Raw genomic sequence first — 21,866 nt, 5'->3', positions numbered from 1 at the left:
ACATGAACATCAAGAATAAGAAATGGAAATTATCCTTGCCCCATAGTTATACTTTAATATTTTTGATTATTATTACGGTCGCTACGTTGACATGGATTGTACCCAGCGGACAGTTTGAGCGTCATGAAGTGACAGTGAACGGTGTGATCAAAACGGCAATCGTTTCGGGAACCTATCACACTGTACCCAAAACGGGTGAGAATGGTGATTTAAGACAGGGAATCCCCCAAATCCTTAGCGCCCCGATTGAAGGGATTATCAATGCTGCCGATGTGGTCTCTTTTGTCCTTATTGTAGGCGGCTCCTTCGGGATTATTCTGCAGACGGGAGCCATCGATCGTGCTCTGACGGCTCTTGCCAGGCGACTGAAGAATAAGGGGATTTTGCTTATTCCAATTGCCATGGTTATATTCAGTCTTGGAGGCTCTACCTTTGGGATGAGCGAAGAAATTATTCCGCTTTATGCAATTTTTATTCCGTTAATGTTTGCCCTAGGCTTCGATTCTATGACTGCTATTCTCATTCTATTTCTGGGAACGCAAATTGGCTATGTTGGTTCGACTGTGAATCCATTTTCAGTATTGATTGCCCAGGGGATCGCAGGAGTGGAGGGGAATCCACAGCTCTGGCTGAGATTTATTGAATGGCTTGTATTTACTATGATTTCTATTGCCTTTACGATGTGGTATGCGCACCGGGTTAAGAGAAATCCGGAGAAATCCATTGTTTTTCAGAGTGATATTATAAATCGTGAGCAATTTATAAAAGAAAATACAGGTGAGGACGTCGTCTTCACGTTTCGGGACAAATTAATTATAGGTGGATTTATTGTAACGCTTGGAGCCATTGTCTGGGGAATTTTGGCCAAAGGCTGGTATATGACTGAAATCGGCGCCCTTTTCTTCGCACTCGGTCTTTTTGTCGGGGTAGTTACCAAAATGAGCCAGAAGGAGATAGCTGAGAATTTTGTAAAAGGGTGTGGAGAATTCATCTACGCTGCAGTGATTATAGGTCTCGCTCGCGGAATTCTGATCATCGCCGAGCAGGGTATGATCATCGATACCGTATTGAATGCACTCGCAGGCATCCTGGAAGGATTGCCAAATTACTTGTTCACAACCATTATGTTGGTTGCACATAATATTATTACTTTCCTGGTCCCATCTTCTTCGGGGGAAGCAGCACTAACTATGCCTGTACTTGCACCGCTTGGCGATCTTGTAGGCATCAATCGTGAAGCCGTAGTCACAGCTTACCAGTTTGGTAACGGGTTAACCAATCTCATTTCACCGACAGGTGGAGTTCTGCTAGCAGGATTGGCCATTGCCCGGATCAGCTTTGGACAGTGGCTGAAGGTAATCTTCAAGCTATTCCCCATCCTGTGGTTAGTTGCTGCTATTTTCGCTGCTATTTCGGCTGCGGTGGGTATTTAGTAAATCAAGTGAGAACCCCTGTCTTTAGAGACAAGGGTTTCTTTTTGTGTATAAGTTTACGTGGAAAATGAATAATATGGATAGCCTTTTTCTAAGGAGGAAATAAACTTGATGCTTGGTGATAATAGATTACTCATTGCTGCTTTAGGCGGTGTGAATGAAATCGGGAAAAACATGTATTTCATCCAATACGATCAGGATATCGTCGTAATCGATTGTGGTTCGAAGTTTCCTGATGAGAACTTGCCTGGTATTGACCTTATTGTGCCCGATGTCACCTATCTGCTGGAAAATCAGGATAAAGTCAGAGCGCTCATTGTGACTCATGGGCATGAGGATCACATCGGAGGTATTCCCTATCTGCTCAAGCAGATTAACATGCCTGTTTATGGGACAAAGCTCACCATCGAATTAATTAAGATTAAGTTAAGGGAACATAACCTTTTGCGTGATGCCGAGCTTCATCTTATAGATGCGGATTCAACCGTTCAAGCGGGAACGATTCAGGCATCCTTTTTCACCACGGTCCACAGTATCCCAGATTGCTTGGGTGTCTTTTTTCAGACACCGGAAGGAAATGTGGTTCATACCGGCGATTTCAAATTCGATATGTCTCCCGTAAGCGGACCTTTTCCCGATCTTCATCGAATGGCTGAAATAGGAAAGAAGGGGGTGAAAGTGCTGCTCTCCGAAAGTACAAATGCGGAAAGGCCAGGATTTACCCCTTCAGAACGTTTGGTTGGCGGGCATATTCTAGATGCATTTGCCAGAGCCAAACAGCAGGTATTTATCTCCACGTTCGCTTCTAATGTTAACCGTGTCCAGCAAGTCATTGACGCGGCTGTGGAAACAGGCAGGAAACTGGTTTTACTCGGACGCAGTATGATAAATGTGGTGTCAGTGGCCAAGGAGCTGGGCTTCTTGCATATGCCTGAGGATTTACTGATTGAGGCGGGAGAAACAGAGCGGTTTCCCGCAGAAGAAATTGCAGTTTTATGTACCGGAAGCCAGGGAGAGCCGATGGCCGCATTGTCACGTTTAGCCAATTCTCTGCATCCCAAAATCGAAATTTTGCCTGGTGATACGGTCATCATTGCTGCGGGAGCCATACCGGGGAATGAGCGAAACCTTTCCCAGGTCATTGACAACCTGTATGTGCTGGGTGCCCAGGTTATTTATGGATCAGGCAGCTCTACAGGAATGCACGTATCCGGTCATGGTAGCCAGGAAGAACTGAAATTAATGATGACTTTGATGAAACCACAGTATTTGATTCCTATACATGGTGAATTCAGAATGCTGTATCAGCATCGTCAGCTAGCGGAGTCTGTGGGGATTCCGATGGAGAATGTATTTATCGTCCATAACGGTGACACGATTCAAATTGAAGAGGGAAGGGCATCCCTGGGGCCTAAAGTACCAGCCGGCAATAGCTTGGTAGACGGGTTGGTAACCGGTGACGTAGGTAATATTGTCCTGCGTGACCGTAAAAAACTTTCTTCAGACGGAATGCTGATTATTGTGATGACGTTGAGTAAAAATGAGAAGCAAATGCTCGCAGCGCCAGAGGTCATTTCAAGAGGCTTTGTATATGTTAAGGATTCCGAAGAGCTCATGAGTCAGATCCACGACACGATTATGTCCACAGTGAACGAGCTAACAGAAATCGAAATGAGTCAGTGGGGACTGATTAAGCAGATGTTAAAAGATGATGTTGGTCGGTTCATTTACAATCAGACGAAGAGAAGACCCATGATTTTACCTATCATTATTGAGGTTTAAGATAGCGGCAAATGTCAAAACAAGATAGAGCTTGTTCAATACACGATTACTCAAAAAAAGACTTAACTCAGCAATTCAACTGATTTAAGTCTTTTTCATTTCCTTTTCCTATCTCCCCCAAAAAATGAGGATGCAGTGGTGGTATGCAGCGCAGCGGAGGATTTGAATCTGAAGAAGCGACAGCGTTCGCCTTTGCCACGGAATTCTTACCCTTAAATGTTTTATATAATCAAGAGAATCCCGTGGCAACAGCGATCGTAAGATCAAGTTCTACGCGCAGCGTCTTAATCGCTTACGGCCGCTTGTGTCCCTGCTGTATGCCCTGTCGTAAACGCCGCTGTAATATTATAACCACCTGTGTAACCGTGAATATCGAGAATCTCACCGCAGAAGAACAATCCAGGCATCAGCTTGGACTCCATCGTTTTCGGATTAATTTCCTTCAAATTCACACCGCCCCCGGTAACAAATGCTTCCTTCAGAGAGAGCGTACCGTTCACACGGATTGGAAACGCCTTAATGCGATGAGCAAGTTCTTGCCATTGCTGCTTGGGAATATGATCATAGGTCAAGTCCTCACGCAGTTCGGCTTGCTGGAGCAACAATGGAATCAAGCGTTCCGGTAAATAAGGCTTAAGCACGTTTTTGATCGCTTTTTTAGCATCGACCGATGCCAACTCCAGCGTCTCACGGTAGACTTCATCGGCATGTTTATGAGGCTGCAAATCGAGAGTCAATAACACCGTGTTTACCTTATCTTTTTTCATTCCCTTGACGACAAATTGACTGCACCGCAAAGCAGTTGGGCCAGATAGACCGAAATGTGTAAAAATCATATCTCCTTCATGGACGACAACTTTCTTTTGCTTCGCATTCCATACGGTCAGACTGATGTCGCGTAAGGATAGTCCCTGAAGCTCTTTCGTCTGGATGAACGTTTCGCCTGAGGTCAATGGCACCTCTGTTGGATACAGCTCCGTAATGGTATGCCCCGCTTGTTCTGCCCATGCATAGCCGTCACCTTCCGAGCCGGTATGCGGGACGGACTTGCCACCGACGGCTACAATGACATTACGGCTATGTAGGATTTCACCGGAACGCAGCCGTACCCCAGCTGTATGACCTTCTTTGTAAATAACCTCTTGAACAGGACGACTTGTCCGAATTTCGACTCCTTGAGAGCGTACCTTGTTAATCAAAGCATCGACTACTGTTTTGGCTTTGTCCGTCACTGGAAACATACGCCCATTGTCTTCTTCCTTTAAGGCTATACCCAGCTGTTCAAAAAAGGCGATGATATCCCGATTGCCAAAAGTCGCCAGTGCACTGTGCAGAAAACGGCCATTGCCGGGGATGTGCCGAATGAGTTCGTCCAGCTCTTTGGCATTCGTGACATTGCAACGGCCTCCACCAGAGATCCCCAGCTTTCGCCCGAGTTTATTTCCTTTTTCAAGTAAAAGCACCTTGGCGCCCTCACTGCTGGCAGCGGCAGCAGCCATTAATCCGGCTGAGCCGCCTCCGATCACAATAACGTCGTAAGTCATAAACCTCTTCCTTTTCGTCGACAAATTTTCAAAAAATTCAGAACGGCGTAACCAATTTTTCATCATATCGCAATACCGTCATTTTAGATAACCTAAGGGCACGGTAAACGTGTATATTTTTCAATTTACAGGATTTTAAAACGCGTAAAAACGATCTTCTTATATACATCTGGTATTTAGCAGATTTTGTCGTTCTATACCGGAATTTTAACACATATATTGTAATATATTGTAGCCTGTGCTTTAATTCAACTAACGGCGTCAAGGAAAGATGATGAGGGGGAGAAGTCCTTGTTAATTGCGTTGAAGGAAAGTGTGCTCCAAGTTCTCCTTGCCGTTATATCGGCGGGTTTTTTCTCTATATTAACGGATTATGGGGATAAGAAAAAGGTTTGGGGCGGCAATCTGCTTCCTGGACCCACTCAAGGAATACTGTATTTGTGTTGCTTACCAGCCATATTGCTATGTACACTCTTTCAATATCAGTCTCCGTATGGTCTACCTTCTAATCTCGGTATTATTCCCCTTGCTGTTGGCATCATGTACGGTAGACGTCGCACTGCCTTTGTGCTCGCTGCTTCCGCACTGATGGGTGTCCTGATTATAGCCCAGTCGACAGAAATGTCCCCAATGTATGTGGGCACTGGTTTTATCCTTTTTCCTTTTATGCTCCTGCATGTCAAGTTTTTTCAAAGAGGAACATTGCTGGACAAAAAGCTCCTGATCTCTGCATATGTTGTGGCTGATATGCTGTTTAAGGCGATATTTCCGCTACTGTGGGGCAAACAGGATGTTTCTGTATACATTCCTGACTTACTTACAACGTTTTGGAATATGGGTGCAGGGGTGCTGGCAAGTTTTACGGTCGTGAGTCTAATGCATAATGCCTTTGAGAAACTGACGCTTCGGCGTGATGTGACTGAGTTTACGAGCAAATACTTAATTGAAGTGGATAAGCTGCGTCAAGTTATGGATTTGATGCCGTTATCTCTTGTTACTCTGGACAGCGAAGAACGAGTTATACATATGAACAAAACGATGCTGGAACTCTATCGAAACTACGATCCCTACATTACACTGCCTGAGATAGTGGGTCGTCCATTGAGCACGTTATATGGTTTTGACACTTTACCTGTGGTTAACGAACGAGTTGCGAAAGCATTGGAAGGAGAGGCGGGTGCTGATTTTATAAATGTTACTCCCAAAGTATTCTTCTCCAGTTTCCTTCCTATTCGGGATAAACATGTAAACCAAACGACAGGCGTCATTATCGCCCTGCAAGATATTACAGAGCTTGAGACGCTGCGCAGTGAGCTGGGCAATTTCGAGAGGCTCAGCCTGGTTGGACAGATGGCAGCGGGCATTACTCATGAAATACGTAATCCGATGGCGGTTGTGCGTGGTTTTTTACAGCTTATGCGTGAGAAAAGCCCAGAATCCCTCAACCATTATTACCGCATTGTGATGGAGGAACTTGACCGGGCGAACGGGATTATTAACGATTTTCTTTCACTGGCCCAGAATCGAATTGTCGAGAAGGAGCAATGTCATCTGCATGATATTATTCGCGAACTGACGCCTTTATTGTGGGCAGATGCGAATCTGAGGGGGCAGACGATTGATCTAAAGCTGGAGGATCATGTGACGATGCTGCATTTGAACCCTAAGGAAATAAAGCAATTGCTGCTTAATTTATCGCGTAATGCGATGGAAGCCATGGGGGAAAAGGGAGTGCTGACCATTTCTACTCATGAGGAAGGGGATTTCGTGGAACTGGAAGTAAAGGATACAGGGCCTGGAATTTCGCAAAAACAGCTTGAAAAGCTGTTCCAACCTTTTTACACCACCAAAACGAAAGGTACAGGTCTGGGTCTGGCCTTATGTCAAAGTATAGTGGAGCGTCATCACGGTACGATTGCCGTAGATTCGGTGGAGGGAATGGGCACGCAGTTTAAAGTTCGATTGCGCAGAACCGTCCCGACTTACCGGGATCATTCTGAGCCTCCTGTCATGAGTCCGATACAGAAATAATCGTTCAAAAATATAGCCGGATTTTTGCAAATTACGTGAAAAAGATTGTATAATGAAATTTAGATGTCCATGCCTTTACTACGGCAAAGGATGAAATTAGAAACGTACTATACATGATTTTCGGAAAAGGAGTGAAAGAATATGTCTATGTCTTTCGATCAATATATGAGAGATTCAGTTCAGCCGATGCGCGATGAACTGACGAATCTTGGGATTCAGGAACTGCGTACCTCTGAAGATGTGGAGGCCAAGCTGCCTAATAGTAAAGGAACAGTGCTGGTGGTTGTGAACTCGGTATGTGGTTGTGCCGCAGGCCAATGCCGCCCGGGTGTGGGTGAAGCACTGAAGCATGATATTACGCCAGATCATCTGTATTCGGTTTTTGCCGGACAGGACAAGGAAGCAACGGCAAAGGCTCGCGAATTTTTCGCACCTTACCCACCGTCTTCCCCTTCTATCGCGCTGTTGAAAGACGGCGAGTTGGTTCACTTCATCGAGCGTCATCAGGTGGAGGATCGTTCGGCAGATCAGATTGCTGCTGATTTGACCAGTGCATTTGATCGTTTTTGCCGGTAAGACTGCTCAAGCTATGCCCCGCATTTTTCGCCTGCGAAACTTGCCGGGGCTTTTGCATGTTGGCTTGTGAAGGAAATTCCTAAAAAAGAGGTGCTTATCTGATGAGTTTGCAGGAACAGATTATTGCTGAATTGGGAGTACAGCCTACGATTAACGTAGAGGCAGAGGTCCGTAAGCGTGTGGATTTCCTCAAGTCGTATGTAACGAAAACGGGAAGCAAAGGGCTGTTGATCGCCATCAGTGGCGGGATTGACAGTGCCGTAGCAGCTGCTTTGTGCAAGCGCGCTACAGATGAATTGACGCAGGAACAAGGAGACGAATACAAAACGTTGGGTGTATTCCAGCCATACGGCCAACAGGAAGATATCGAGCATAGCTACGCGGTTGCCAAAGCGTTCGACCTGAAATATGCCGGGGAAACGAACATTAAGGAAGCCGTGGACAAGGTTGCCGTGGAAGTGGAGCATACGTTAAAGGATATTGGTCTTGAGCGTTCGATTACTCCGCAAGTGAGAGGGAATGTAAAGGCAAGAACACGGATGGTGGTTCAGTACGCACTTGCGAATGAGCTGAATTTGCTCGTCGTTGGCACAGATCACGCTTCCGAAGCCATCACAGGCTTTTATACCAAATGGGGCGATGGTGCGGTCGATATTACGCCACTTAGCACGCTGAACAAACGTCAGGTGCGCTTGCTCGCCAGCTATCTCGGAGTTCCGCAGGCCATTTTGGACAAAGCGCCTACAGCTGGATTGTGGGAAGGCCAGACGGATGAAAAAGAACTGGGGATCTCCTACGAAGCAAACAGTGACTATCTGGAAGGCAAGGAAATTGACCCGGCGGCACGCGAAAAGCTGGAAAGCTTCTTTACACGTACTGCGCATAAGCGGACAAGCATCCCAGGAGTCTAAGCATTAATCATTATGTAATTTTAAAATGCTCAAGCGAGGATTTTGCAAAATTCTGAAGTAAATAAATGCGGCGATCCGCCCGGCGGATCGCCGTTTGTATTGAAGGGGTAATAATTAATTGGCGATCCACTCAATGAAGCGGCGGGTTTCGGTAATCGCCTGATCCAGTGGAAGACTGCCTCCCTGGAATGGATGAACGGTATTAAAGGTATGATTGCCGCCTTGAATTTGTACCCATTCGATGTCGGGACGAACGGATGTGAGCAGGGCAGAGCCTTCTCGTAGACGTTTGGAATCTTCGGTTCCCTGGATCAGTACAGCTGGGAGCTGGCTGTTGGCAAGTCTGTCTACAATGGCAAAACGCTGGCGATTTTGTTCCAGGTCTTCCAGAATGATAGCATCCAGCGGGAGCTGTTGCCCGGTTCTGGCGTTCTCCACATAGCTGCGTCCCTTGGCGCGCATTTCTTCTTTTTGCGGTAAAGTAAACAGATCAAGATCTGTCACGCCATTCCATGAAATGACGCCAGCAATCTCGCCGGGATGATCTAGAGCATATACAAAGCAGCTTCCCGCGCCTCGGCTATGACCTAACAGAAACAACGGCAATTCTCTGAACTCATGACGGGCTCTCAGATTGGATAGCAATAGTTCCAAATCCTCTTGTTCGCGGCTATAGGTGTTGCGTGCGAACTTTTCCAGCTCGGTAAAATTCTCCAGATCCTCACCTATGCCATTATGTGAAAAGTTGAAGGTCACAACATGGTTATCCATACTCAATGCTTCTGCTATATAGGGGAACATGCCCCAATCCTTAAATCCTTTGTAGCCATGAGCGATGATGAGCAGGCTTTTGGCTGTATTTTTAGAGGGAAACCAGGAAGCCCGGATCACCGCATCTGTTCCTGCTTCGGTACCTGCTTCAACAATAATGGTTTCTGACATCCTATCCTTCCTTTCTACGGGAATTTTTTTAAAATGGGCATATCAGCTGAATTTCAAACATTCATCTATAGCCTTTCTTATTTTAACATATTTTGGTGCTGTTTTTACGCCTTTGTGACTCGCCAGGGTGTGGACGCACTGTTACAATAGATCCAGTAAAGTATAAAGGACGGAGAATACCCAAATGATCTACGGAATTGGACATGATGTGCTGGAAATAAGCCGTATGGCTCATATTTTGGCAGGTAAATATGCAGATGCGTTTTTGAATCGAGTGCTGACCCCGGCAGAACGCGAGCTTGCTGTGGAACGCAAGGGTAGACTAACGGAGTTTGTAGCAGGGCGCTTTGCTGCCAAGGAAGCGATAACGAAAGCCTTCGGTTGCGGAATTGGGCAAATCATCGGGTTTGGCGATATGGATATTTTACCGGAACCTGGGGGGAAGCCAGTAGTTTATTTGTCTTCATCCGCGTGGGATCGACTGAGATTGCCGAATACAGGTGACTCAAATTACAGCATTCACTTGAGTATTACACATCAGCCTAACATTGCCTCTGCTTTTGTGATTGTCGAATATAAGGAGACGTGATGTGATGACTACAAATACATTGGAACAAAAGCGTTATTTCAGCTTTGAACTGTTGAATTGGTATACACGTAACAAACGCGATTTGCCGTGGCGACGTCATCGGAATCCTTTTTATATCTGGATCTCGGAAATTATGCTTCAGCAGACGCGTGTCGATACGGTCATTCCGTATTTTAATCGCTTTATTGCACGTTTTCCTACGATTGAAGCGCTGGCGGAAGCACCCGAGGAGGATGTGCTTAAGCTATGGGAAGGACTGGGCTATTATTCGCGGGCCCGGAATTTGCAAACTGCGGCAAAACAAGTAGTTGAGCTTCACGGCGGACAGGTGCCGGATGATACACAAGCTGTTGCTGCACTGAAAGGAGTAGGCCCGTATACGACGGGGGCGATTATGAGTATCGCCTTCAATCGACCAGAGCCTGCTGTGGACGGGAATGTGATGCGTGTGCTGTCGCGTTATTTTCTCATTGAAGAGGATATTATGAAAGGCAGCACGCGGGCACATATGGAAAGTCTGGTACGGGAGCTGATTCCCGAAGGAAGAGCCTCTGATTTTAATCAGGCGCTGATGGAGCTAGGCGCACTGGTCTGTACGCCGAAGTCGCCTCATTGTCTGACCTGCCCGGTCATGGAGCATTGCTCGGGCAGGCTGGCAGGTCGCGAGGAGACACTGCCAGTCAAGACCAAGGCAAAGCCGCCGCGGCTGGAGCCGCGCTCCGTAGCCCTCATCGAGGGCAGCGGAGCGAACGCCGGCCGCCTGCTCGTACGGCAGCGACCAGCCAAGGGCCTGTTGGCCCGCATGTGGGAGCTGCCGCATGAGCTTGCCGGGCCGGACGGATACAACGGCCCGGTGCCGGATGAGCCTGCCATGGACCATCTGGCGGCTCATTTGCTGGCAGAGGGCGTGCTTGCGCGCCCGGTGCGGTTTGTACGTGAGGCGGAGCACACGTTCAGCCACATTCACTGGAACCTGCGTGTGTTCCAGTGTGAGGAGGTCGCCGCCCCTGCCGGGGAGGCGGGAGGCCCCCCGCTGGCTGCCGAGCAGCGGGCCAGCTACAGCACCGGAGCGAAGCCGGGTGCGTTGATTGCGCTGGCTGAGCAGGCGGAGCACGCGCATAATGCGCTGCCAGCGGGGTACCGCTGGATCAGCGAAGCCGATATGGCCACCTTGGCGTTTCCCAAGGTGTTCCTCGATCTGATCACCGAGTATTATGCGAAGCAAAAAGAGAACTGATGTTAATGAAATAACTGTTAGCAAAAGACAAAGTATTTAATTTATCCTATAAAATGGAAATGGCGACAACTAAGGACGAGAAAATAAAGTCCTAGACTGTCGCTGTTTCCCTTGAACTAACGTTTCCCGTTAGCGGGATGCTCGCTAACCGTAACAACATTAGACGTACCTTTCTCGCGTATTGTTCTCTCCACCCCTAGAGTCTTCGCTCTTGTCCCCAATGGGGTTAGATTTGATTTCACATAACAAGCTATCTCCCCCTACCTGAATAAATAATATTCCTTAACTGGATGACCTGACTTTTAAGCTCTTTCTCTCTCTCCAAAAAGTAGAGCGAAGCTTGCAGCAACGGGAAGTTCGGTTCCGCTTTACGAGTTTCGTTCTGGATAAAATGGTAAACCTCTTTCAACTCCGAACGATGTTTTGCGCCGGATGGAAGAACATTAAGGGCCGAATCCATCTCCCGGAACAGCTCGGTAAGGAACTGCTCTCTCTCCCCTTGGCGGTCCTCGAGCCCCCAGCTTAAATACCTCTCGAACGAAGCCTGTTTCAGCAGAGGCTTCAGGTTAGAGGCCATCATATGCTTAACGAGCACATTGAGCTTATCCAAAATGAACCTTGCCGTTTCCTCAAGCGATAGAGACTTTTCTTCATAAACGATCCAAAATAAGTACTCCTTCAGAATCGCACGATAGATGGAAACCAAATCCCACAGGAACGGATAAATTTCTTCGCCATAAACCTGTATCAAGCACTCTTTATGCCATCGGATGAGCCGCCCTCTAACCTTGTGTCTAAGCGGCTGGAACTTGGGATCCTGTTGGATGGGGAGCTCCGTGAATTCGATCAGAATATGCTTGTATTCCATAAAATAACGGAATCGCAGAATGATCTGCTGCAGAAACTGCTCTTCTGGCGAGAGTTCGGGAAAGCGTTTCAGTTCATCGACTTGATCAAAATAGGCGTTATGGCATTGATCAAACACCTCGCTGAAGAGGTCTTCCTTGGAAGGGAAATATTTATAGACTGATCCTTTGGCAATACCGCAATCCTCGGCAATATCCTGTATCGTCGTCGAAAGAAACCCATGTTCCTTAAAAAGCTTCATCGCCGATTTTAAAACCTCTTCCCTTGTCACACTCATAAGAAAAATCTCCCCCTTGACTATTCATGAATGATAGTACAAAATACGGAACATGAAGTCAAATGACTATATGTTCGCGTAATTAGACATACGGTCAAATCGAAGAGATGAGGAGAACATACAGAATGGAACGATTATGGGATCCACAAAAAACAGCGTTGGTTGTTATTGACTTGCAAAAGTGGATAGGAAATCAATACGCCCCTTATTCTGCTGAGCAGGTAGTGTCTAACGCCGCAGCCTTGGCAGATACTTTCCGTGAGCAAAGCTCAATGGTTGCACTGGTCCGGGTATCTAGTAAAGATTTGAAGGATATCCCGCGTCCTAAGTTGGATTCGCCTGGACCACCCCTGAATCTGCCTGAAGGATGGGATCAAATCGTCCCGGAAATGCGGGTCACCGAGACAGACCATATCATCACGAAGAAGCAATGGGGGGCTTTTTACGGAACGGAGCTCGACCTTCAGTTGCGCCGCCGAGGAATTGATACCATCGTCTTATGCGGCATCGCTACTGAGTTGGGCGTTGATACGACTGCGCGGGAAGCGTTTATGCATGGGTATCAGCTGATTTTGGCGATTGATGCTATGACTGGATTTTCCGAAACCGGGCATGATTACGTAAAAAATTTCATTTTTCCACGCATCGGGCGTACCCGGACAACACAGGAAATCCTCTCTGCCCTTTCAGGCAACTGTTTATAGTTGAAAAAATGACTTTCCCATTCCCCGTGTATTATTTGACCGAATACACGAAGAACGCCACAGCTTGAAACTCGCTTTGCGTTTGCTGGGAATCTCATCTGGCCATACTTAAAGGACGATTATGTGTTCCCAGGGTGCACATATTGGCTGACGGCATGGGATACGACCTGCTGCACCAAATATACAAAGTAACCGCTGAATGATATAGAGCGAACGGCTCGTCGCAATTGGCACGCGCTTCTTGTATAGCAACCAGCATGAGTTCCGCAGTGCCCAATGGGACGAGTACGCCTAGTGGCGCAGCGCTAATGCTAATAAATTTGCATAATTGCCAGTGGAATTGGTGGTGCTCTTTTAAACGGTCTTTTCCAATCATGAGCTGCGCTTTTATTGTCTTTCGTAAGGCCATACGATTTATCGAAAGCTTTAAACTATCCTGCCCGTTAGTTAAACAAAGGCAGCCGATCACTATGATCGGCTGCCTTCTTGTCTTTTATGAGCTATCGTTTTCCGTTAGCATAATGACTTACTGTGATACGGTTCACCGTGCTGTTTGTAACGGCAAGTTTAATGGTCATCTACACGGAGGGCCTTCTTAGCGTTATAAGCTACAAACTTTACAACGATTACTCAGATAACGGACGACAGCATCAATAAGAGCAAGTCGGGAGAAACGAACGCGTTCACGAAATGGTTTGTAAAATACGAATGATTTCTTTTTCGATAACGGAATCGTCAACAGTATCCAGATACTCAGGACTAATCACTTGATACTGTTTCATCTTATAAAATTCCATAACGGCTTGTTTCAAGGTGAGATCATACCATTGAATACTAAAGGTCGGTTCCATAATGCGCCGAAGCGTAGCATCGTCTTGAACTAAGGACAGCGCAACGTGCATTCTGTTAAAAATCTTTTTATCCATACCGGATTGAAAAAAAGATTGTAAATTTTTAATTCTATTTTGTTGAGCAACGGAAATATTTTCAAAAAGTCGTGGATAAAATTCCTTAAGGTCTTGCAGGAACAAATCGGATAAATAAATAACACCTATTAACGATTCCAGAAACGTTTTTTGAAAGCGATCAATATATGAAACGGAATCATCATATACAACGGTGTCAGCCTGCTGCAAGTACTGAATTCCATACTCTACAACCTGTTCGATGATTTCATCTTTGGATGAAAAATGCTTGTAAAGCGTCACTTTACTAATATCCATATGTTTTGCGATATCGTCAATTTTCAGTTGGCTGAATCTGGTTCTTCTAATTACAGGTTTGATTTTATTAAGATATTGATCTGCGCTCATGGGTTTTCTCACGATTGAAGCCTCCTCTACCGCTCGTCAAATCATATTATATCAAAATAGAGGTATCAATAAACAATGTTTAAAAAGATTATTAAATTAACTAATTTTATTAAATTAGTTTACTTAGTTTATTTATCCGATGTATAATCTCTCTTGTAATGAATATCCAATCAAGGAAGGGATAACGGTCCCAATAAGCGATATCCATTTCTCGAAATCACATTAAAAAAGGAGATTACACAATGAAAATCACAGTTCTCGGCTCACTCGGCAATATTAACCGCAACTACCTCCCATCCCTAATCGCAGACGGCCACGATGTTACCGTCATCACAAGCTCCAAAGATCGTATCGCCGACATCAAAGCGCTCGGTGCCAAACCAGCGGTCGGCTCAAACCTCGACGTCGAATTCCTCGCGCAGGCTTTTGCAGGTAGCGACGTCGTCTACCTCATGATATCAGGTATCAATTATGCCTCTGGCACCGACATGTGGCAGACCGCCATTGATCTTTCTGAAAATTATAAGGCCGCTGTGCTAAAATCAGGCGTAAAAAACGTCGTCAACCTCAGCTCAGTCGGCGCCGACAACCCAAACGCCGGCATTCTCTACAGCTATCATTTTGCAGAAGAAGCGCTAAACTCGCTTGAAGACGTGAACGTTGTCCACATCCGCCCTGTCGGCTTTTACAGCAATCTTTTTGCCGACATGCAAAGCCTAAAAACCCAGCAGACCATCTTCAGCCCAATTTCAGTTGACATCCCACAAGGCTGGGTCAGCCCCGTTGATATCGCGGACGTCGCTTACGCCCTGATTTCTCACACCCCATCGGGTAAAAGTGCGAAGTTCATTGTTAGTGACTGGGCCACAGGTAACGACTGGCTCAATGCCCTTGCTGAGAATGGTATCGAGGCCAAATACCAACAAATCACCGTTGAAGCTCTTGCTGAGAATATGAAAAAAATCGGCTTCCACGAAAACACTGCCAATGCCTTTGCCCAAATGAACCGCGCCTGCGAGAACGCCGACGAGTTCTACGTCAGCCTCCGTGCCACCGACTACCACCTCGGTAAAGTCAAGGTCGAAGACTTTGCAAAAGTTTTTGCAGATGTGTATATTAAATCTGTTTAAACAGCGAGAATATTGTTTAACCTGCGGATGAGAACGCGCCTAAGTGCGCTATTTCTTTCGATAACTTGAGACCTCGAATAGGGTTTACTATGACTTGGTTTTGACATATAAAGAACAAAGCTCGCTGAAGTGACAGCGAGCTTTGTTCTTTATTGATGAATGCGCACAAAAAAATAACCTTACCTGTGATAAGGTTCATATCGATTGACTTTAAACTAATCTGCTCGTTAGCTTAATTAAATAGCGTCAGTCTAATGTAGTGTAGTGCTTAGGAGAAAGAAAATAAGCCCATCACTTTGATTTGGAGGTTAAATCATTTCCAATTAATAAAGGGATAGGCTCTCTTTGGTATTAAATAAGGCGTGGTAAAAGCCAATTTATTGAGCTATCGTTTCCCCGTTAGCGTAATCAGCGATAAATAAATAAGCTCAAATTTTTTTTAATATACGCGGCGGATATATTTTTGTTCAAATCTTGTTTCTTTACTTATTGTGTAGAAACAGCCCTTTATGCTTATTGAAAAAATCAAAGTACACTTTTGGGTTTTCTAATTCCCACCATTGCTTTATGTCGACTGGATTAGCTTCTAAATCATATATTTTTGTAAACTCCATCGCCAGTAAAAACGGTGAGTGCGTTGCAATGATAAATTGACATCCGCAATAGTGAGCCATTTCCTCTATCATTTTGACAAGTTCAAGCTGCATTTTAGGAGATAGACTGTTCTCCGGTTCATCCAAACAATATAATGTGTCATTTTTAAATTTGGAATTAAAATAACTCAGGGCTGTCTCCCCATTGCTGTTCAGTTTAATTTCGGTGCCGGCGACTCTGCGAATAAACTCCCTGCGTGAAATTGATTTTTTTCTTGAGAGCACCTGTAACCTCAATGCTTCATAATCATCCATGCTATTCATTTTCACTGTATTGCCGAATTTCAGATTTCCCCATTCCGATCTTATATCTTCTGTGCTATCCACGATTTCATCGTTGTTTGTGCGGACTGTAAGCATATAATCAAAAATATCGTCACTTGTGATTATCCTACTTCCATTTGGAATTCGATGTTTAAATCCCTCGTCGTCAAGTCCAAGTTCAAATTTACAATGTTCAACATATGAACTGAACAATTCACTTGAATTGAATGGTGCAATACGATTTAGTTCCAATTTATTCGCTATGAGATTTAGAAGTGTGCTTTTCCCCGAGCCGTTTCCTCCATATAAAATTGTGATTTTTGAAAAGCTCAATTCGGAAAACCGATTTTTTGAGAAAATGCCACATGGGTAAGTTTCGTCGACATATCCAAACCTACCGCCATTGTATGCCATTCTTTGTTCTATCAATGAGGATTCTTCATCTATAGGCAATATGAATTTATCTAAATACATTTTCATTCCTCCGTAATTCATCTAACCTGCTCTTATGTTTTCTCTTCCGTTTCAATTTGAAGTTTTCAACTAGTAAACCTCCCTCAATAATGTGGGAGCTTCCTCTTCTAAAAGCATTGATTGCTCAATCCCCTTCCATTCATAGTCGATGTAGGTATTATAGCAGACGAAATCTACTTATCTTATCTTGGTTGTGCTAATCTGCTCGTTAGCTTAATGAAGCAACGTCAGTCTAATACTTTATTTTTCAGTCTAGAACTTTATTATCTTTTGACAATAGCGACAGTATGGACATGAGGTTGATCCATACTACCGCTATTTTTTGTTTCTGGAACGAATATGCCTAACTTACTTGCGAGCGAAGGTGTTATTTTGGAGAATTTTTTCGGTATTCGGATGGAGTTACCTTGTTGACCGTTTTGAACATTTTGGAGAAAAGGAGTACATCTTTATACCCTACAGACCGAGCAATATCTCCGATTTTAAGGGAAGTATTTCTTAATAGGGAGCACGATTTTTCAATCCTCAAATGCAATAAAAATTCCTGCGGTGACTTATTTAGTTGCTGTTTAAATAAACGATGCAAATACGAACGGTCAATTGAAATGTACTTAGCAATATCACTTACGGTAATGAAGTGTGAGTAGTTTTGTTGAATGAAGAGAAGCGCTTCTTTAATATACCGCTGCTGTCTTACCTCAGGGTTGACTTCCTGATTAGGGTAAAGTTCAAACATCAGATACAGAAATTCATACAGCTTGGATGTAAGCAACAGGTCTTTGTTGGATTTCAGCGTAGAAGAAACCACGATGCTCTCCATACAGCGGGCAAGGCTGCCCTCCGCTTCAAACCGGAAAATGGGATTGTCCCTATGGATACAGGTCCGGCTTAGATATTCTTTTGCTTGCACCCCATTAAAACCAATCCAGGCATATTCCCATGGGTCAAGCTCATCCGCTTCGTAGTAAATTAAAACCTTCGGTTCAATAAAGAAAGCATCGTTTTTCTCCAAATGATAGATTTTATCGTTGACTTTAAAGATCCCTTTTCCTTTTAAAATAAAATGCACCATATATCCGCTTCGAATGGCTGGACCATAAGAGTGTTTGCTGGTACAGCTCTCTTTGCCACATGTGTATAGATTGAGATCCAGATTGTTATAGGAATGATTGGAAAAATGCGAACTCATTTGGTTTCACCCCTTAATTCATCTCTGCATATTATCACACTGTTTCATATAGAGTCTACATTATTCCATATAATTATTAAAACTATTCAATTATTATTAGAATGTAAACGATAAGCAAACAACATAATTTATAATTTTGGGAAATCGTACTATTAGCGCTATAAGGGGGTTGCTATGGCTATATACATCGATAAAGAGAAGCTTCTATTCCATTTACAAGGTAGCAATACAAGTTATGTCATGCAGGTTATACGAGGTGGTTATTTATCCCATTTGTATTGGGGAAAGAAAATTCAGAACTATCGGGGGAGCAATAAAATCATCTTTATGGATAGAGGATTTTCGCCCAATCCCGATGGCGAGGATCGAGCCTTTTCACTGGATACCATCCCACAAGAATATCCGTCATTTGGGAATAGTGATTTCAGGATTCCTGCGTATCAGATTCAATTGGAGAATGGTTCTACCGTGACCGATTTTCGGTATAAAGAACATCGGGTTTTCCAAGGCAAACCAAAATTGAAAGGGCTTCCTTCTACGTATGCAGAGGAAGATGGCGAAGTAGCAACACTGGAAATCGTCCTTGAAGACCCATTAATTGATGTAAAGGTTGTACTATCCTATAGCCTATATCAAAAGCGGGATGTCATTACCCGTTCAGTCCGTTTCGAGAATGAAGGTCGGCAACAGCTAAAACTGCTTAGAGCGTTAAGTGCCAGTGTGGATTTTCGAGATGATGAATATGAACTCATTACCTTGTATGGTGCGCATAACAATGAAAAAAATATAGCAAGGCGAAAAATTGTACCCGGAATTCAAATGGTAGACAGCTGCCGTGGCGCTAGCAGCCCTCATCAGGCACCCTTTATGGCACTTGTAAGAGAAGGGACAGATGAAGATCAGGGCGAAGTATACGCCTTTAATCTGGTGTACAGCGGGAACTTTACGGCCCAGACGCAGGTAGATTCCTATCGGAACACTAGAGTCACGATGGGGATTAATCCTTTTGATTTCACATGGCTGCTTGGACCGGAGGAGTCGTTCCAAACGCCAGAAGTGGTCATGGTATACACCGAAAATGGCTTGGGCGGCATGTCGAGAATTTATCATGAATTATACAGGAACAGATTATGTCGTGGACCATTTCGTGACAAGGAACGGCCAATCCTGATTAATAACTGGGAAGCTACCTACTTTAACTTTGATGCCAACAAGATTGAGCAGTTGGCGAAGGAAGCTCAAAGTGTGGGAGTGGAGCTGTTTGTATTGGATGATGGGTGGTTTGGAAAACGAGATGATGACAATACTTCATTAGGCGATTGGGTGGTGGATCGTCGCAAACTTCCAGATGGATTGCCGGATCTTGCAAACCGCATTCGAAATCTGGGTATGGAGTCTGGTTTGTGGTTTGAACCTGAAATGGTATCCATAGACAGCGACTTATACAGAAAGCATCCCGATTGGTGTATCCATGTCCCTGATCGTCCGTATACGTTGGGAAGAAATCAGCTGATGTTGGATTTATCGAGGAAGGAAGTGTGTGAGTACGTTATTAAATCGGTTTCCGATATTTTATCGGATGTTCCAATTACTTATGTAAAATGGGACATGAATCGTCACATGACGGATGTGGGTTCGGCAGCCTTGCCACCTGAGAGACAAAGGGAGACTGCGCATCGTTATATCCTGGGACTCTATAATATTATGGAAGAGCTTACATCAAAGTTCCCCAATGTCTTATTCGAGAGCTGTTCTAGTGGAGGAGGCCGTTTTGATGCCGGCATGCTCTATTACATGCCTCAGACCTGGACGAGCGATAATACGGATGCCATTTGCCGACTGAAAATTCAATGGGGAACAAGTCTTGTCTACCCGCCAATTACCATGGGGGCACACGTTTCCACAGTACCCAACCATCAAGTGGGTAGAATAACTCCCTTGGAGACAAGAGGTTATGTCGCCATGGCCGGGAATTTAGGATATGAGCTGGATTTGACGACATTAACCGTTGAAGAAAAAGAAGTGGTGAAAAAACAGATAGCTCTATATAAAGAAATGAGATCGCTCATTCAGTTTGGGAATTTTTACAGAATGATTAATCCGTTTGATGAAAATGAAGCCGCATGGAACTTTGTGTCGGAGGACCAAACGGAAATGGCGGCCAGCTATTTCAAGGTTTTATCCCAACCCGCTGCCGCGATTAAAACGTTAAAATTCAAAGGTTTGAATCCAGACTACGTTTATAGAAATGTAGAAACCGGTGAGCTGTTCGGCGGTGATGAATTAATGCATGTTGGCATAACGCTTGCCAGGGTGAAGCAGGACTTTTTAGGCATGTTCTGGAGATTTGTTAAAGAAGAGATCTGATTCAGCTAGAGGAGGGTTTACTAGATGGAAGCAAAAGAAAAGCGGTATAAGCACATTTCTCAAGAAATTTTAAAATATATCGGTGGTGAAGAGAACATTATCGGTGTGGCCCATTGTGCCACAAGATTAAGAATTGTACTTGAGGACAATGAAAAAGCGGAATTAAAGAAGATTGAAGATATTGATCTGGTTAAAGGTGTTTTCATAGCGGGGGATCAACTGCAGATCATTTTTGGAGCAGGGTTGGTCAATAATATCTATGCCGTGTTCTCCAAACTGACCGGAACAGAAGATATGTCATTAAGTGATGTCAAATCAAAGTCCGCACAAAAGCAAAATCCTTTTCAAAAAGCCATTAAATCGCTGTCAGATGTCTTCATTGAGATCATGCCGGGAATTCTCGCCGCCGCATTGTTAATGGGGATAACCGGGCTGTTAGGTCAGAAGGGGTTATTTGGTCCTAAATCGATTGTGGAGATGTATCCAATTTTTCAAGGGATTAATCGCTTTGTTCAAATCGTTTCCACGGGTATTTTCACCATCCTGCCGCTGCTTGTTGTTTATTCTGCAACCAAGAGATATGGTGGTCGTCCTATTCTGGGGCTTGTGCTGGGTGCGATTATGCTGCATCCGGCCCTGGCGGATGCCTTTGAGGTAGCTAAAGGGAGTCAAAATCCGGAATCGATCAGTCTTTTCGGCCTTCCCGTACAGTTGGTTGGATTTCAGGGTGGTATTATTATTGCTCTAATGATGGGATACGTGGTAGCCAAGTTGGATCAGTTTTTTAACAAAAAGGTTCCAGACATGATTAAATTATTTTTGGCTCCGTTGCTGACGGTCTTTGTTTCTTCCCTGCTATTGTTTACGATTATCGGCCCTCTTGGGCGAGAGTTGGCCAGTCTAGTCACCGTTTCGCTGCTTTGGATGACGCAAAATCTTGGAATATTCGGTTTTATGTTTTTTGCAGGCATTCAGCAGATCATTGTTATTACAGGTTTACATCATGTTATGGGTGCGGTAGAAGCGCAGCTGTTAACCGATACAGGCAGAAATTTTATCAACCCATTGGCATCAGTAGCTTTGATGGCTCAAGGGGGCGCCGTTTTGGGGTATATTCTTTTGAATCGCAAAGACACTAAAGTTAAAGAAATGGGTTACTCTGCATTCGGGTCTGTACTTTTTGGAATCTCGGAACCCGCGATCTTTGGGGTCACTTTAAAGTATAAGTTCCCCTTAGTTGCTGGATGCCTCGGAGGAATGGTTGCGGGAGCATATGTATATTTAAGTAAACTGACAGCCATAGGATTCGGAACCACGGCTCTTCCGGGCTTTGCAATTGCAGCGTCGGATAATCACGGTCATATCAATTATCTTGTCGCTCATCTTATTGCCCTGTTATGTGGAGCATTATTTACATTGGCTTACGGTGCTATCAAGAGCAAGAGGTCACGAGCCTGAACCAAAAGAACATTAGCAGGTTGAAAAAAATTAAGCTTTTATGAAAACGGTTAAAGGAAGAGAATATTTGTGGAATGGACAAGAGAGCATAGATGAAAAATTAAAAGGGCCGTCCTCCGTCGTTA

General features: G+C 44.6%; 17 protein-coding genes. 11 read left to right on the top strand and 6 right to left on the bottom strand.

What is annotated here, in order from left to right; all coding sequences use genetic code 11:
- Positions 1 to 2: 2 nt before the first annotated feature.
- Together ACEN8J_RS18690 and ACEN8J_RS18685 are read left to right on the top strand one after the other, a co-directional pair.
- Positions 3 to 1,433 (top strand): YfcC family protein, encoded by a 1,431-nt coding sequence (locus ACEN8J_RS18690; protein WP_341071642.1) that lies wholly within the window; start codon positions 3 to 5, stop codon positions 1,431 to 1,433.
- A 111-nt stretch (positions 1,434 to 1,544) separates the two neighbouring features.
- Positions 1,545 to 3,215, top strand: coding sequence for a ribonuclease J (locus ACEN8J_RS18685; RefSeq protein WP_029515804.1), 1,671 nt, complete (start codon positions 1,545 to 1,547; stop codon positions 3,213 to 3,215).
- A 284-nt stretch (positions 3,216 to 3,499) separates the two neighbouring features.
- Here the strand turns inward: ACEN8J_RS18685 and ACEN8J_RS18680 are convergent, their stop codons facing one another.
- Positions 3,500 to 4,759, bottom strand: a complete 1,260-nt coding sequence (locus ACEN8J_RS18680) for a BaiN/RdsA family NAD(P)/FAD-dependent oxidoreductase (RefSeq protein ID WP_176715743.1) — start codon at positions 4,757 to 4,759, stop codon at positions 3,500 to 3,502.
- 291 nt (positions 4,760 to 5,050) lie between these two features.
- Between ACEN8J_RS18680 and ACEN8J_RS18675 the strand changes: the two genes are divergently transcribed.
- From ACEN8J_RS18675 to nadE, 3 genes are all read left to right on the top strand, one after another.
- Positions 5,051 to 6,790, top strand: a complete 1,740-nt coding sequence (locus ACEN8J_RS18675; protein WP_039270619.1) for a two-component system sensor histidine kinase NtrB — start codon at positions 5,051 to 5,053, stop codon at positions 6,788 to 6,790.
- Between the two features lie 141 nt (positions 6,791 to 6,931).
- Positions 6,932 to 7,366 carry a BrxA/BrxB family bacilliredoxin gene (locus ACEN8J_RS18670; RefSeq protein WP_029515801.1) on the top strand — a complete coding sequence of 145 codons (435 nt, stop codon included), beginning with the start codon at positions 6,932 to 6,934 and terminating at the stop codon, positions 7,364 to 7,366.
- Positions 7,367 to 7,467: 101 nt separating this feature from the next.
- Positions 7,468 to 8,277, top strand: a complete 810-nt coding sequence (gene nadE / locus ACEN8J_RS18665) for an NAD(+) synthase (RefSeq protein ID WP_025722646.1) — start codon at positions 7,468 to 7,470, stop codon at positions 8,275 to 8,277.
- A gap of 114 nt (positions 8,278 to 8,391) precedes the next feature.
- Here the strand turns inward: nadE and ACEN8J_RS18660 are convergent, their stop codons facing one another.
- Positions 8,392 to 9,219: an alpha/beta hydrolase family protein gene (locus ACEN8J_RS18660; protein ID WP_029515800.1), complete on the bottom strand. Its 828-nt coding sequence runs from the start codon at positions 9,217 to 9,219 to the stop codon at positions 8,392 to 8,394.
- A gap of 184 nt (positions 9,220 to 9,403) precedes the next feature.
- Between ACEN8J_RS18660 and acpS the strand changes: the two genes are divergently transcribed.
- On the top strand, positions 9,404 to 9,808 hold the full coding sequence (acpS, locus tag ACEN8J_RS18655; protein ID WP_029515799.1) for a holo-ACP synthase: 405 nt from the start codon (positions 9,404 to 9,406) through the stop codon (positions 9,806 to 9,808).
- A gap of 4 nt (positions 9,809 to 9,812) precedes the next feature.
- Positions 9,813 to 11,045 (top strand): A/G-specific adenine glycosylase, encoded by a 1,233-nt coding sequence (gene mutY / locus ACEN8J_RS18650; protein WP_495593840.1) that lies wholly within the window; start codon positions 9,813 to 9,815, stop codon positions 11,043 to 11,045.
- A gap of 250 nt (positions 11,046 to 11,295) precedes the next feature.
- Here the strand turns inward: mutY and ACEN8J_RS18645 are convergent, their stop codons facing one another.
- Positions 11,296 to 12,189, bottom strand: coding sequence for a TetR/AcrR family transcriptional regulator (locus tag ACEN8J_RS18645; RefSeq protein WP_165148399.1), 894 nt, complete (start codon positions 12,187 to 12,189; stop codon positions 11,296 to 11,298).
- A gap of 125 nt (positions 12,190 to 12,314) precedes the next feature.
- On the opposite strand from ACEN8J_RS18645, the gene ACEN8J_RS18640 reads away from it, so the two are divergent.
- Positions 12,315 to 12,893, top strand: coding sequence for a hydrolase (locus tag ACEN8J_RS18640; protein ID WP_029515795.1), 579 nt, complete (start codon positions 12,315 to 12,317; stop codon positions 12,891 to 12,893).
- Between the two features lie 683 nt (positions 12,894 to 13,576).
- On the opposite strand, the gene ACEN8J_RS18635 is transcribed toward ACEN8J_RS18640, so the two are convergent.
- Entirely contained in the window at positions 13,577 to 14,218 is a 642-nt protein-coding gene (locus ACEN8J_RS18635; protein ID WP_029515793.1) for a TetR/AcrR family transcriptional regulator, read from the bottom strand.
- A 230-nt stretch (positions 14,219 to 14,448) separates the two neighbouring features.
- On the opposite strand from ACEN8J_RS18635, the gene ACEN8J_RS18630 reads away from it, so the two are divergent.
- Entirely contained in the window at positions 14,449 to 15,336 is an 888-nt protein-coding gene (locus ACEN8J_RS18630; protein ID WP_069011272.1) for an NAD(P)H-binding protein, read from the top strand.
- A gap of 482 nt (positions 15,337 to 15,818) precedes the next feature.
- On the opposite strand, the gene ACEN8J_RS18625 is transcribed toward ACEN8J_RS18630, so the two are convergent.
- Positions 15,819 to 16,748 carry an AAA family ATPase gene (locus ACEN8J_RS18625; protein WP_090738462.1) on the bottom strand — a complete coding sequence of 310 codons (930 nt, stop codon included), beginning with the start codon at positions 16,746 to 16,748 and terminating at the stop codon, positions 15,819 to 15,821.
- A gap of 346 nt (positions 16,749 to 17,094) precedes the next feature.
- Positions 17,095 to 17,916 (bottom strand): AraC family transcriptional regulator, encoded by an 822-nt coding sequence (locus ACEN8J_RS18620; RefSeq protein WP_340931308.1) that lies wholly within the window; start codon positions 17,914 to 17,916, stop codon positions 17,095 to 17,097.
- A gap of 174 nt (positions 17,917 to 18,090) precedes the next feature.
- Here ACEN8J_RS18620 and ACEN8J_RS18615 point away from each other — a divergent pair, with 174 nt between their 5' ends.
- The gene (locus ACEN8J_RS18615; RefSeq protein WP_495593838.1) at positions 18,091 to 20,283 is read left to right on the top strand and encodes an alpha-galactosidase; all 2,193 of its coding nucleotides are present in this window, start codon (positions 18,091 to 18,093) and stop codon (positions 20,281 to 20,283) included.
- 24 nt (positions 20,284 to 20,307) lie between these two features.
- Positions 20,308 to 21,741, top strand: coding sequence for a PTS transporter subunit EIIC (locus ACEN8J_RS18610; RefSeq protein ID WP_307352471.1), 1,434 nt, complete (start codon positions 20,308 to 20,310; stop codon positions 21,739 to 21,741).
- Positions 21,742 to 21,866: the final 125 nt, after the last annotated feature.

The sequence above is a fragment of the Paenibacillus sp. Paensp38 genome, assembly GCF_059491915.1.
Note: the sequence above shows the minus strand (reverse complement) of the source record. Positions and strands in the feature narration are given on the sequence as shown.